Annotated in this window: 12 protein-coding genes and 1 pseudogene; 10 read left to right on the plus strand and 3 right to left on the minus strand. The window is 74.2% G+C overall.

Annotated elements, in window-relative coordinates; translation table 11 throughout:
* Positions 1-17: 17 nt before the first annotated feature.
* Positions 18-1,640, minus strand: a complete 1,623-nt coding sequence (locus MCAG_RS22300; RefSeq protein ID WP_036374747.1) for an NAD(P)/FAD-dependent oxidoreductase — start codon at positions 1,638-1,640, stop codon at positions 18-20.
* A 181-nt stretch (positions 1,641-1,821) separates the two neighbouring features.
* Here MCAG_RS22300 and MCAG_RS22305 point away from each other — a divergent pair, with 181 nt between their 5' ends.
* Positions 1,822-2,988 carry an alkaline phosphatase PhoX gene (locus MCAG_RS22305; protein WP_007075241.1) on the plus strand — a complete coding sequence of 389 codons (1,167 nt, stop codon included), beginning with the start codon at positions 1,822-1,824 and terminating at the stop codon, positions 2,986-2,988.
* A 137-nt stretch (positions 2,989-3,125) separates the two neighbouring features.
* Here the strand turns inward: MCAG_RS22305 and MCAG_RS22310 are convergent, their stop codons facing one another.
* Positions 3,126-3,971, minus strand: coding sequence for a YhjD/YihY/BrkB family envelope integrity protein (locus tag MCAG_RS22310; RefSeq protein ID WP_007075242.1), 846 nt, complete (start codon positions 3,969-3,971; stop codon positions 3,126-3,128).
* Positions 3,972-4,022: 51 nt separating this feature from the next.
* Between MCAG_RS22310 and MCAG_RS22315 the strand changes: the two genes are divergently transcribed.
* Positions 4,023-4,571, plus strand: coding sequence for a GNAT family N-acetyltransferase (locus MCAG_RS22315; RefSeq protein ID WP_007075243.1), 549 nt, complete (start codon positions 4,023-4,025; stop codon positions 4,569-4,571).
* 293 nt (positions 4,572-4,864) lie between these two features.
* Here the strand turns inward: MCAG_RS22315 and MCAG_RS22320 are convergent, their stop codons facing one another.
* Entirely contained in the window at positions 4,865-5,422 is a 558-nt protein-coding gene (locus tag MCAG_RS22320; RefSeq protein ID WP_036374748.1) for a DinB family protein, read from the minus strand.
* 106 nt (positions 5,423-5,528) lie between these two features.
* On the opposite strand from MCAG_RS22320, the pseudogene MCAG_RS35105 reads away from it, so the two are divergent.
* The 8 genes and pseudogenes from MCAG_RS35105 to MCAG_RS22355 form a co-directional block, all read left to right on the plus strand.
* A pseudogene (locus MCAG_RS35105) lies at positions 5,529-5,657 on the plus strand (Tn3 family transposase); the annotation flags it as partial.
* A 306-nt stretch (positions 5,658-5,963) separates the two neighbouring features.
* Entirely contained in the window at positions 5,964-7,511 is a 1,548-nt protein-coding gene (locus MCAG_RS22325; protein ID WP_050778038.1) for an isochorismate synthase MenF, read from the plus strand.
* On the plus strand, positions 7,511-8,692 hold the full coding sequence (locus MCAG_RS22330) for an AMP-binding protein (RefSeq protein ID WP_007075246.1): 1,182 nt from the start codon (positions 7,511-7,513) through the stop codon (positions 8,690-8,692). The genes MCAG_RS22325 and MCAG_RS22330 overlap by 1 nt, the downstream gene beginning before the upstream one ends.
* A complete protein-coding gene (gene menB, locus MCAG_RS22335; RefSeq protein ID WP_007075247.1) occupies positions 8,689-9,504 on the plus strand; it encodes a 1,4-dihydroxy-2-naphthoyl-CoA synthase in 816 nt (271 codons plus the stop codon). The genes MCAG_RS22330 and menB overlap by 4 nt, the downstream gene beginning before the upstream one ends.
* The gene (locus MCAG_RS22340; protein ID WP_007075248.1) at positions 9,504-10,487 is read left to right on the plus strand and encodes an o-succinylbenzoate synthase; all 984 of its coding nucleotides are present in this window, start codon (positions 9,504-9,506) and stop codon (positions 10,485-10,487) included. The genes menB and MCAG_RS22340 overlap by 1 nt, the downstream gene beginning before the upstream one ends.
* The gene (gene menD, locus MCAG_RS22345; protein WP_198141606.1) at positions 10,478-12,175 is read left to right on the plus strand and encodes a 2-succinyl-5-enolpyruvyl-6-hydroxy-3-cyclohexene-1-carboxylic-acid synthase; all 1,698 of its coding nucleotides are present in this window, start codon (positions 10,478-10,480) and stop codon (positions 12,173-12,175) included. Before MCAG_RS22340 ends, menD begins: the two co-directional genes overlap by 10 nt.
* 23 nt (positions 12,176-12,198) lie before the next feature.
* Positions 12,199-12,411, plus strand: a complete 213-nt coding sequence (locus MCAG_RS22350; protein WP_007075250.1) for a Trm112 family protein — start codon at positions 12,199-12,201, stop codon at positions 12,409-12,411.
* Positions 12,404-12,820, plus strand: a complete 417-nt coding sequence (locus tag MCAG_RS22355) for a VOC family protein (RefSeq protein WP_036374750.1) — start codon at positions 12,404-12,406, stop codon at positions 12,818-12,820. Before MCAG_RS22350 ends, MCAG_RS22355 begins: the two co-directional genes overlap by 8 nt.
* Positions 12,821-12,824: the final 4 nt, after the last annotated feature.

Below are 12,824 nucleotides of genomic sequence, written 5' to 3' on the forward strand. Positions count from 1 at the left end.
TAACAAGGGGCCCCTCCTTACAGGTCGGCGAGGATGCGGCGGGCCGCGTTGTGGCCGGCCGCGCCGATGACGCTGCCCGCCGGGTGGCAGCCGGCGCTGCCGGCGTACACGCCGTCGATCCCGGTGGCGTACGGCATCCGGTCGGTGAAGGAGACCGTGTTGTCGACGTGGTGGATGTGCCCGCCGGTGATGCCGAAGTGCGCCTCGATGCCGGGCGGGGTCAGCGGCACGGCGTCGGCGATCAGGTCGCCGGTGCCGGGCGCGTACCGCTCGCAGATCTCCACGAGGCGCGACACGTACCCGGGCAGGGCCGCGTCCCAGGTGGTGCCGGCGAGGGAGTACGGCACCGACTGGACGAACAGCGCCGACGAGTGGTGGCCGGCGGCGTCGGACAGCGACGGGTCGACGGTGGTGTGCAGGTACCACTCGATGGTGGGCTCGGCCGGCAGCCGGCCGGCCCGCACGTCCGCCCACATCGCGCGCAGCGCCGCCATGGGCGGCTCACCCCCACCGCCGGCCAGCGACGCCGAGCCGGGCAGCAGGTGGATGGTGAGCCGAACGGGCTGGGCGCGCTCTTCGGGCAGGCAGGAGAACCGGGGCAGCCCGGTCAGCGCCAGGTTGAGCTTGAGGGTGGTGCCGGGGCGGCGGACCGCCGCCATCCGCGCGCCCAGCTCCGCCGGGAGCGCGCCGTCGGGCAGCAGGTCGGTCAGCCGATACGGGTCGCAGGCCCCGAGCACCACCCGGGCGGCCACGTGCCGGCCGTCGGCGAGCGCCACCCCGCTGGCCGCGCCGCCGTCGAGGGTGATCGCGGTGACCGGGACGCCGGTCGCGATGGTGGCTCCGGCGGCGCGGGCGGCGTCGGCGAAGGTGCGGGAGACGGTGCCCATCCCGCCCTCGGCGATCATCCAGGTGCCGTCGGAGCCGGGCAGCCGGCACATGTTGTGCACGAGGAAGTTGTGCCCGGTGCCGGGGTCGTCGGGGCCGGCGTTGAGCCCGGACAGGCCGTCGGTGACCGCGTACATGCTGACCAGCAACTCGGAGCGGAAGTCGAAGCGGGCCAGGTAACCGGCGACGGAGCCGCGTACCAGGTCGACGAAGACCTGCCGCAGGGCGGGCCGGACGTACCGCTCGGCGGTTTCCTCGACGGGCAGCGGCTCGGCCAGCCACGCCGGGGCCAGGTCCTCGCGGAGCTGGGCCAGCTCCGTCTGCATGGCGTCGTCGGCGGCCACGTCGGCGGGGGAGAAGAACTCCGCGAGCTGCCGCCGGGTGGCGGCGGTGTCGCTGCCCATCAGCAGGTACGGCGACCCGATGCCGCCCGGGGTGGGCAGGAAGTAGTGCGGGTCGCGGCGCAGCACGGGGATGTGCACGTCGAGCGTGGCGAGCAGCTCCGGCGGCATCAGCCCGAGCAGGTACGACCCGGTGGAGTGGCGCAGCCCGGGAACTTTCGGGAACGGGTTCTCGGTGCGGGTGGCCCCGCCGATGGCCTCTGCGGCCTCCAGCACCAGCACGTCGAGGCCGGCGCGGGCCAGCAGGATCGCCGAAACCAGCCCGTTGTGCCCGGAGCCGACGATCACCACGTCGGCGCGGGCCGGCAGTTCACTCGCCTCGCTGTGCGCGGTCGTCCCGCTGTGCTCGCTCATGCTCGGGCAGCCTAGTGCCGCGCGGGCCGGCAGGGGGGCCGTTGCCGTCACGCCAGCGACGGCCGAACCGGAACCCGTCGTGCCGGCGATCCGTCACCCCGCGTTCATCGGGTAGTTGCTGCCGTCGATGCCTCGCCGGCCCTACCGTCTGTGGGGCATCGACACTACCGGGAGGTAACCGATGGACCGTCGTACCGTCCTGCGCGCCACCGTCGTCGGCGGGGCCGCCGCCTTCTGTGGCAGCCTCTGGGCCTCCGCCGCGCTCGCCGCGCCCGCCCAACCCGGCCCCAGCCCGTACGGGGACCTGCTCGCCGCCGACGCCAACGGCGTCCAGTTGCCCGCCGGCTTCACCAGCCGGGTCATCGCCCGGTCCGGGCAGCGGGTCGCCGGCACCTCCTACCTGTGGCACTGGGCCCCCGACGGCGGCGCGTGCTTCCCCACCCCCGACGGCTGGATCTACGTGTCCAACTCCGAGATCCCCCTGGTCGGCGGCGCGTCGGCCGTGCGGTTCCGCGCCGACGGCACCATCGCCTCGGCGTACCGGATTCTCGGCGGGACCAGCCTCAACTGCGCCGGCGGGGCAACCCCGTGGGGCACCTGGCTGTCCTGCGAGGAAGCGCCGCTCGGTCGGGTCATGGAAACCTGGCCGGACGGCAGCCGCGCCGCCGAGGAACGGACCCGGATGGGCCGGTTCACCCACGAGGCCGCCGCCTGCGACCCCGACCGGCGGGTCGTCTACCTGACCGAGGACGAGGACGACGGCTGCTTCTACCGGTACGTCCCCGACACCTGGGGCGACCTGCGCACCGGCCGGCTCCAGGTGCTCTGCGCGCCGGCCGGCCAGGTGACCGGCCCGGTGACCTGGAGCGACGTGCCCGACCGGGACGGCTTCCCGGTCCCCACCCGCCATCAGGTCGGCGCGGCGCAGCACTTCGACGGCGGCGAGGGCTGCTGGTACGACCGGGGCACCTGCTGGTTCACCACCAAGGGCGACAACCGGGTCTGGGCGTACGACGCCGTCGGCCAGCGCCTCGACCTGGCGTACGACGACTCGCTGGTGCCCGCCGGGACGGCCCCGCTCACCGGCGTCGACAACATCACCGGCACCCGCTCCGGCGACCTGTACGTGGCCGAGGACGGCGGCAACATGGAGATCAACGTGATCACCCCGGCCGGCGTGGTCACCCCGTTCCTGCGCCTGCTCGGGCAGTCCGGCTCGGAGTTGACCGGGCCGGCGTTCTCCCCGGATGGCAGCCGCCTCTATTTCTCGTCCCAGCGCGGCACCAGCGGGTCGGTCACCGGGGCCGACGGCATCACGTACGAGGTCACCGGCCCCTTCCGCCGCTGACTCTTGACGGCAGCCTGACGGATGTCCGCGCCCCGCCGGAAACCAGGAGCCAGCCGGCTAGGGCGCGGCGCAGGCCGGTAGGCCGATGACCTCGGCGGCGACGGCGGGCCGGCACCGGGCGGGCGGGGCCCTGCGGCTCAGGCCGGGGCGAGGCGGGCGCGGCGGGCCCGCCAGTCGGACAGGGCGAGCGTCGCGGAATAGCCGGCCAGCACGATCACGTGGAACAGGTAGAGCCAGAGCAGCACGGCCACCCCGCCGCCGATCGCGTCGAAGCCGCCGAACGGCACGCCCAGGTCGAGCGGCAGCGAGGCGAACAGCACGAAACCGTGCAGGAAACCGGACAGGTTCGCCGCCGTGAACGACCCCATGCCCAGCGTCGACAGCCAGTCCGGCGACGCCGGCCCCACCACCCGGAACACCCACAGCAGCACCGGGGTGAGCACCAGCCAGACGCCGAGGAACGACAGCACCACGCCGAGCGCGCCCCGCCAGCCGCCCTGGCGGAGCAGTCCGGTCGTCACCGGCAGCGCCAGCAGGATCGACAGCAGCAGCGCGGGGGCGGGCGCGAGCAGTGGGAGCAGCAGCAGCCGGCCCCGCCAGCCGACCAGTGACCCGCCCGGCTCGCGCGGGATGGCCACCGAGACGAACGCCCGCCGCAACCCCTCGCCGTACAGCGATGCCGGCAGCAGCGAGGCCAGGGCGAGCGCCGGGGTCAGGCCGAGGCCGGCCTCCAGCAGCGCGGCCACCGCCCGGTGCGCGCCGATCTCGGTGGGCAGCGTGTCGATGGCGTACGAGGTGAGCCGGCGGACCCGGTCCGCCCCGGCGGCCAGCCCCGTCGTCCAGATGGCCAGCAGCGCCACGGGGACCACGGCGATCGCCCCGTAGAACGTGATGGCGGCGGCGTGCAGAGACAGGTCCCGCCCGCGTACCGGCCGGAACGCGGCACTGGTGATCCGCTTCGCCCGCTGCCATCCGCCCGCCACCGCGTACCTCTTCCCCGCGCCGCGCCCGGGTACGCATTACGATCCCGCGACATGACCGTGCTCACCACGGAACGCCTCGTCGTCCGCGACTGGACCGCCGACCCGGGCGACCTGGCCCGGATCTACGACATCTACTCCCGCCCCGAGGTGATCCGCTGGCTGGGCGCGGCCTCGGGGCTGCCGCTTACCGATCCGGCGGGGGCGGCCGACCGGCTCGCCTGGTGGCGGGAGCGGCACGCCGGCCACGGCAGCCGGTACGGCACCTGGGCCATCGAGGCGCGCGCCACCGGGCTGGTCGTCGGGACGGTGCTGCTCAAGCCGCTGCCGGGTCGCGACGAGCGCGTGCCGACCACCGACATCGAGGTCGGCTGGCACCTGCACCCCGACTCGTGGGGCCACGGGTACGCCACCGAGGCGGCCCGCGCGGTGGTGACGCGCGAGCTGGCGGCCGGCACCCCGCAGGTGTGGGCGGTCGTCGCGCCGGGCAACGCGGCGTCGGCGGCGGTGGCCCGGCGGCTCGGCATGGCCCACGTGGGCCGGCGCACCGACTGGTACGGCGGCGAGGAACTGGACGCGTTCGTGCTCCGCGCCGACGGCTGACGCGCGGGCGGCCGGGGTCGCCGGGGGCGGGTCCAGCCGATGAACCGGGCGAGTACACCGCCGGGTCGACCTGGGGCGGGCTTTGTCCGGGCGACCCCGTCGGGCCCGCTCGACCGCTCGTAGCGGCGATCCTTCGGTGCCCCGGGCGAATCGGGGCACCGGAGGGCGGGGCGTCAGCCGACCGGCAGCCCGAGTTGCCCCCTCCCAAGGGTGACTACCGCGAGTGCCTGCGGAGGGGGCCAGCGCGAGTAGAGACCCACCGAGCGCGCTTTATCTGCGGCAGCTGAGGACGTTCAGATGGTGAAGTCTTCAGGCGCGCCTTCACCCACGCGACCATCCACTGCTTCACGGAGGATGTCCGCGTGGCCCGTGTGTCGCGCGTACTCCTCAACCATGTCCAAGAGCATTGCGCGGACCGTAGGCGTGCGGCCGTCCGGCCAGGTGAACGACGCCGGCCCGTCGAGCCCGCGCTCCTTGATGATCTCGGCAACCAGCTCGCGCGAACGCTCGACAGCGTCTCGCCACACTGCGTAGACATCTTCCGGAGAGTCCAGCGCCCCAGTGCGCCATTCCCAGTCAGGCTCGGCGTCGAAATCTACGGCGTCCCACGGGGCTCCGTACTCCTTTCCGGCGAGCTTGACAGCCAGCCAGTCTGCCTCGACCAAGGCCACATGCTTGACGAGACCACCGAGCGTCATCGCACTGGCGGCGGTGGTTGCGCGCAGACCCTTCTCGTCGAGCCCCGACGTCTTCCAGGCGAACGTTCGTCGGTTGCGCTCGAGAACTGACAACAGGGACTCGACCTCGGTGGAAGCCGCCGACGGGGAAGGCTGTGGAACCGCTTCGCTCATGATCGGAGCATAGCCAGCCGCTCGTCCACCGCTCATCGACGGATCCGTGCACTTCTCGGGCTTGCCTTCCATCCGTGCTGCCGTGACCGAGCGTGATTGGGCGCTGGTGGGCAGGCGGCTCTGGAACAGCTGTTACATCGACCTGGCCGTCACCGCCCTACGCGCCTGGGGCTACCCCGTGCGCGACGAGGACGCCGCCCGCCTGTCGCCACTCGGCTACGCGCACATCAACCTGGTGGGCCGCTACGGCAGCCTGCGTGTCGCGGCTTGGATGGCGCGGTCCGCGTTCCGCATGTGGTCTACCGGTTTCCGCGACGAAGTGGTCCGTCACGACCACCATCCGCCGCCGATTCTGATGGCACGAACCGGACGAGGGTGCGACAGGAGAGGCAGGCGTTTCTGCGACTGCCCGCCTCCGCCGCAGAGCCGCCAGAACGGCGGTCGGATCCAGCCAGTCGGTCGGTGGAGACAGGAATTGCGATCGCCCGTTCGAGGGCCCGAGCGCGAGCAGTTGGGGCACCTGATGAAAGACGCAGAAACGATGACTACGGCAGCGACCGCGCCGCCCAGCCGCCTGGACCCGATGATCGACCCGGCCGACGTACGGCGGGCCTTCGTGGCGGCCCACGATGCGGCGCGCCGGCACGGCCGTCCGGTGCTGGTTGCCTGGGCACGGCCGCTGCCCAGGGTCGAGCCTCGGGCCCTGCTGCGGCGCGCTGATCGCCTCAGTGCGCGCGTCTTCTACTGGACGTCACGCTGGACCGGCGTCGAGTCGCTGGGCGTCGGCAGCTCGCTCGACCTGTCCGCCGAGGGTGCCGACCGGTTCGCGGTGGTACGCCGCGCGTGGCGCCGGTACGCCCGCGACCTCGTCGCCGGCGGCTCGGGGATCACCGGTCGGGCCGGCTTCCCGCTACTGGTCGGCGGCTTCGCGTTCCAGCCCGGGCGCTGGCATCCGACCGGTGGGGTGCCCGACTCGCTGACCTGGTGCCCGGCCGTACAGGTGGTCCGGCTCGGCGACGGCTCAACCCACCTGGCGCTCACCGCCCGGCTGACTGCCGACGCCGACCCGATCGCGCTGGCCGACGCGCGTCTGGAGCTGGCCGCACAGCTGCTGGCCGAGACCGATGAGCAGCCGCCGCCGGACCCGGCGGTCGACAGCCGGCCGAGGCTCGTCGTTCGCTTCGAGGTACCCGACGCCGAGCAGTGGCGGCGCGCGGTCGGCGCGGCCGTCGAGGAGATCCACCGCGGCGACCTGACCAAGGTGGTACTGGCGCGGCAAATTGTCCTGCACGCCGACCAGCCGTTCGCCGTACCGGCCGCCGTCGACCGCCTCGTCGAGGGCTTCTCCGAGGGCGCCGTCTTCGCGGCCAGGTTCGCCGGTTACTGGTTCCTCGGCGGCACGCCCGAGTGCCTGGTACGGGTCGCGCACGGCGAGGTGACGGCGCACAGCCTCGCCGGCTCGGCGGCCCGGGGCGCGACCGCAGCGGCGGACGCGGCCGGAGGGCAGTCGCTGCTGGACAACGTCAAGACCCGGCACGAGCAGGCCGTCGTGACGGACTTCGTGGCCCGCGTGCTCAGCGGCGTCTGCGTCGACGTCCGCGCCTCGGCGCGGCCCGGGATCCTGCGGCTGGGAAACGTGCAGCATCTGGTCGGTACGGTCACCGCGACCGTACCGGCGCAGCGGGGAGTGGGCCTGCTCGACCTGGTCGAGCGCCTGCACCCGACGCCCGCCGTGGGCGGCTACCCGCGCCGGGCGGCGCTGCGTTGGATCGCCCGGTCCGAGCCGTTCGATCGGGGCTGGTACGCCGCGCCGGTCGGCTGGTTGGACGCCGCGCAGGACGGCGAGATGGCGGTGGCGATCCGCTCCGCGCTGGTGTCGGGCGACCGAGCGGCGCTGTTCGCCGGCTGCGGCATCGTGGCCGGTTCCAGCCCCGACGACGAGTACGCCGAGACCGACCTGAAACTCCGGCCGATGCTCACCGCGCTCGACGCGGTCCTCGACGGCTCCGGCTCTGTGGCGCCCGGCCCAGCGCGCAGCCCTGACGCCGTCGAGGACGCTGCGGCCCCGGCGCGTTGGGACGCTGCCTGATGGGCCGGCCGCTGCACGCGTACCTGGCACCGGGCGGGAGCCGGTTCGTCGACGCGGTCGCGGTTGCACTCGACGGGGGCCCGGCGGTGCTGCCCGTGCCCCCGGGGCCGCCGGCGAGCGTCGCCGCCCTTCTCGACGAGCTGCGCCCGCACGCGATCGTGACGGCCGACGGCCGGACCGAGCGGCTGACCGACCCGGCCGACTGTCCGGACGAGGTCGCGGCGGTGGTCGTGACGTCCGGCTCGACCGGTACGCCGAAGGGCGTCGAGCTGCCGGCCGAGGCGCTGCGCCGATCGGCGGCGGCGTCGCTGGACGCGCTCGGCGCCCGGCCGGGTGGGCGCTGGCTGGCCTGCCTGCCGCCGTACCACATAGCCGGGTTGCAGGTGCTCGTCCGGGCGCTGGTCGCCGGAACGACGCCAGTGTTCGGCGAGCACTTCGAACCGGCGGCACTGGCCGGTGCTGACGCCGCATACGTGGCGCTGGTACCCACCATGCTCTACCGGGCCCTGCGGGCCGGTGCCGACCTGCGGCACTTCGGCGCTGTGCTGGTCGGTGGGGCGGCTACGGCACCTGCGCTCCTGGCCGAGGCGCGGGCGGCGGGCGTACGGGTGACGGCCACCTACGGCATGACCGAAACCTGCGGCGGCTGCGTGTACGACGGCCGTCCGCTGCCGGGGGTACAGGTCGACATCGACGCCGACGGGCGGGTACGCGTCGCCGGTTCAGTCCTGGCGCGGGGGTACCGGCTGCGCCCGTCGCTGACCGCGGCCGCCTTCGATGGCACCGGGTTCCGTACCGACGATCTGGGCCGGTTGACCGCCTCCGGGCGGCTGGAGGTGCTCGGGCGGGCCGACGAGGTGATCGTCACGGGCGGTCGGAAGGTACATCCGCAGCAGGTGGAGGCGCTGCTGGGCGCCCACCGGTCGGTGGCGGCCGTGGTGGTGGGCGGCGTCGCCGACGAGGAGTGGGGCCAGCGGGTCGTCGCCGCGGTCGTACCCAGTGACCCGCGCCGGCCCCCCGCGCTGGCCGCACTGCGGCGCCATGTCGCCACGTACGCGCCCGGCTGGACCGCCCCGCGCGGCCTGCTGGTCGTGCCGGATCTGCCGAGGCTCGCCTCGGGCAAGGTCGACCGCAGCGCGGCGGTCGCCATCCTGACCACAGAAGAGGAGCACCAGACGTGACCACCTGGAACGCCAAGGGCGGCTACGAGGACATCCGCTACGAGCTGGCGGACGGCATCGCGAAGATCACCATCAACCGACCCGAGGTACGCAACGCCTTCCGCCCGAGCACGGTCAGCGAGCTGTGCCGCGCCTTCGACGAGGCGCGCGACGACCCGTCGGTCGGCGTGATCATCCTGACCGGCGCCGGCGACCAGGCGTTCTGCTCGGGCGGCGACCAGCGCGTCCGCGGCGACGGCGGGTACCGCGACGTGCACGGCACCGAGCGGCTGAACGTGCTGGACCTGCAGGTGCAGATCCGGCGTACGCCCAAGCCGGTGGTCGCCATGGTGGCCGGGTACGCGATCGGTGGCGGGCACGTGTTGCACCTGGTCTGCGATCTGACCATCGCGGCGGACAACGCCCGCTTCGGCCAGACCGGCCCGCGCGTGGGCTCGTTCGACGGCGGGTACGGCAGCGGCCTGCTCGCCCGTACAGTCGGGCAGAAGCGGGCCCGGGAGATCTGGTTCATGTGCCGGCAGTACGACGCCCAGCAGGCCCTGGACTGGGGCCTGGTCAACGCCGTCGTTCCGGTGGAGCAGCTCGAGGACGAGACGGTCACCTGGTGCCGGCAGATGCTGCGGCACTCGCCGCTGTCGCTGCGCCTGCTGAAGGCGTCACTCAACGCCGCCGACGACGGGCTGGCCGGGGTGCAGCAGCTCGCCGGTGACGCCACGCTGCTGTACTACCTCAGCGAGGAGGCTCAGGAGGGTCGCGACGCGTACGTGGCCCGGCGCGAGCCGGACTTTGCCCGCTTTCCGCGACGGCCGTGATGGCCGCCCACGCGTATGCGATCCCGCTGCGTACCCGGTTCCGCGGCATCACCGTGCGGGAGGGCGTGCTGATGCGCGGCCCGCACGGGTGGGGCGAGTTCTCCCCGTTCCTCGACTACGGCAGCGAGGCCTCGGCGCGCTGGCTGGCCGCCTGCCGGGAGGCGACGGATGAGGGCTGGCCGGCGCCGGTACGCACCTCGGTGCCGGTGAACGTGACCGTACCCGCGGTGGGGCCGGACCGGGCGCAGGCGATCGTGCGGGCGTCGGGCGGCTGCCGTACCGCCAAGGTGAAGGTCGGGGAGCCGGGTCAGAGTGCCGGCGACGACCTCGATCGCGTGCAGGCGGTCCGGGACGCGCTCGGACCGGGGGGCGCGGTCCGGGTCGACGCCAACGGCGCATGGGACGTGGACCGGGCGGTACGCATGATCCGCCTGCTGGACCGGGTCGGTCTGCAGTACGTCGAGCAACCGTGCCGGAGCCTGGCCGAGCTGGCGGCGGTACGCCGGCGCGTGGACGTGCCGGTCGCCGCCGACGAGGCGGTCCGGCTCGCCGCCGACCCGACCCGGATCGCCGGCCTGCGCGCCGCGGCCGACATCGTCGTCCTCAAGGTGCAGCCGCTGGGCGGGGTCCGCCGGGCTCTGCGGGTCGCCGAGGCGGCCGGCCTGCCCGCGGTGGTGTCGTCGGCGCTGGAGACCTCGGTCGGCCTCGCGGCCGGGCTGGCGCTCGCGGCGGCGCTGCCCGAGCTGCCGTACGCCTGTGGTCTGGGCACCGCGCAGCTGCTCGCGGACGACCCGGTCGCCGATCCGCTGGTTCCCGTGGAGGGGGAGATTCCGGTGCGTAGGCCCGCCGTCGACGCCGTGCGGCTGTCGCGGTGCCGGCCCGCCGACCAGGAACGCACCCGCTGGTGGCTGCGCCGGATCGCCGAAACCCACCGCGAGCTGGTCCGTCTCGCCGAGCCGGTCGAGGAGCAGACGTGTCAGTGACGACAGCACCCAGCCGATCCACTGCGGACGGTCTCACGCTCGATCCGGCGACGGCACTCGCGACGGTGCTGGCCGACGAGCTGAGCCGGTGCGGGGTCACCGACGCGGTGGTCTCGCCGGGCTCCCGCTCGGCCCCGCTGGCCCGTGCGCTGTGGGCACATCCCCGCATCGTCGTGCACGTACGGGTCGACGAGCGCTCCGCCGGCTTCCTGGCGATCGGTCTGGCCCGGGGCAGTGGCCGTCCCGCCGCCGTGGTGTGCACCTCCGGCACGGCGGCGGCGAACCTGCACCCCGCCGTCCTGGAGGCGCACCACGACCGGGTACCGCTCATCGTGCTCACCGCGGACCGGCCGCCGGAGCTGCGCGGCACCGGCGCCAACCAGACGACCGACCAGACCAAGCTGTACGGCGCGTCCGCGCGTCTGTTCATCGAGCTGGGCGTGCCGGAACGGCGGCCTGGACAGGTACGGTACTGGCGCTCGGTGGTGAGCCGGGCGGTCGGTGCGGCCCGTACCGGGCCGGTGCACGTGAACGTGGCGCTGCGGGAGGCGCGCCTGGACGGTACGCCGGCCCCGTGGCCCGAGCCGCTCGACGGGCGGGCCGGCGGCGGGGCGTGGACCGTCGTGTCGCCCCCCGCGCCGCCGGTGACGGATCTCGTCGTACCCCCGCGCGGGCTGGTGGTGGCCGGCGCCGGCGCGGACGCTGCCGGGGCGGTCGCGTTCGCCGAGAGGGCCGGCTGGCCACTGCTCGCCGAGCCGCACAGCAACGCGCGGCACGGCCCGCACGCACTGACGTCCTATGTGGAGCTGTTGGCCCACCCGGCGATCCGCGCCGAACTGGCCCCCGAGGCGATCGTGACGTACGGCCGCCCCGGCCTGTCCCGGGAACTGCTAGGACGTTATGGCGACGTACCGAACACGGTCGTCGACCCATACCCGGCGTGGGACGACCCCACCCGGGACGCGGCGCTGGTCGTGCCGGCGCTGGACCGGCCGCTCCTGACCGGCCCGCGCGACCCGGCGTGGCTGGACCGCTGGCAGGCGCTGGACCGGGTGGCCTGCGCCGCCATGGACGGTGTGCTGGACGCGGGCGGGCTGACCGAGCCGTGGGTGGCCCGGGATGTGGCGGCGCGGGTACCCGACGGTGGCCTGCTGTTCGTGGCCGCCAGCATGCCGATCCGCGACCTGGAGCGGACCATGCGGCCGCGGGCCGGGCTGACCGTGCTGGCCAACCGCGGCCTCGCCGGCATCGACGGCGCGGTCTCGACCGCGATCGGCGCGGCGCTGGCGCACCGGGAGCGGGGCGGCGGCCGGGCGTACGGGCTGCTCGGCGACCTGTCGTTCCTGCACGACCAGAACGGCCTGCTGCTTGGCTCCGGGCCGGTACCCGACCTGACGCTCGTCGTCGTCAACAACGACGGCGGCGGGATCTTCTCGCTGCTCGAACCCGCCGGGACCGAAGACGGTTTCGAGGAGCTGTTCGGTACGCCGCACGGCGTCGACCTGGCCCACGTCGCCGCCGCCGCCGGCTGGCGGTACGCCCGCATCGACGAGCCCGGTGACCTGCCCGACCAGCTCGCCCGCCCGGGTGCGCGGATCGTCGAGGTCCGTACCGCCCGGGAGCCCAACGCGGTACTGCACCGACGGCTCCGCCGGGACATCGCCGCGGCGCTGAACGCCGCGCTCTGATCCCCTCACGACAGGAGTACGCCATGCCCGACCTCGCCCTCGACCCCGACCTGCTCGACGTGCTCGCCTGCCCGGACACCGACCACGCGCCGCTGCGCGCCGCTCCCGACGGCCGGACGCTGACCTGCACCGGCTGTGGCCGCGTGTACGACGTCGTCGACGGCATCCCGGTGCTGCTGCTCGACCGGGGCCGCCCGTCGGGCGGCGCGACCGGCGAGGACGCATGTGATGCCTGAGCTTGCCGGGGTGCAGCACGTGGCACTGACCGTCACCGATGCCGCACGCAGCGCCGACTGGTACGCCGAGGTGCTCGGGTTGCGCATCGTGGTGCGGTTCGAGGAGGGCGGCGGCGAGCGGTACAAGATCATTTTGGCCGACCGTGCCGCCCGGATCCTCGTCGGCGTCGTCGAGCACCGGGGTGCCCCGCCCGAACGCTTCGACGAGCGCCGGCCCGGCCTGGATCACCTGGCCTTCGCCGTCGACGGCCGGGCCGAACTCGACGCGTGGGCGGCCCACCTCGACGCACTGGGCGTGCCGTACTCGCCGGTCGCGCCGGCCACGCTCGACCCGCGTAACTCCGTCCTGGTCTTCCGCGACCCGGACCACATCCAGCTCGAATTCTTCGCCGTACCGGCCGAAAACTAAGGAG

The sequence above is a fragment of the Micromonospora sp. ATCC 39149 genome (genome assembly GCF_000158815.1).
In the GTDB taxonomy this organism is placed as follows: domain Bacteria; phylum Actinomycetota; class Actinomycetes; order Mycobacteriales; family Micromonosporaceae; genus Micromonospora.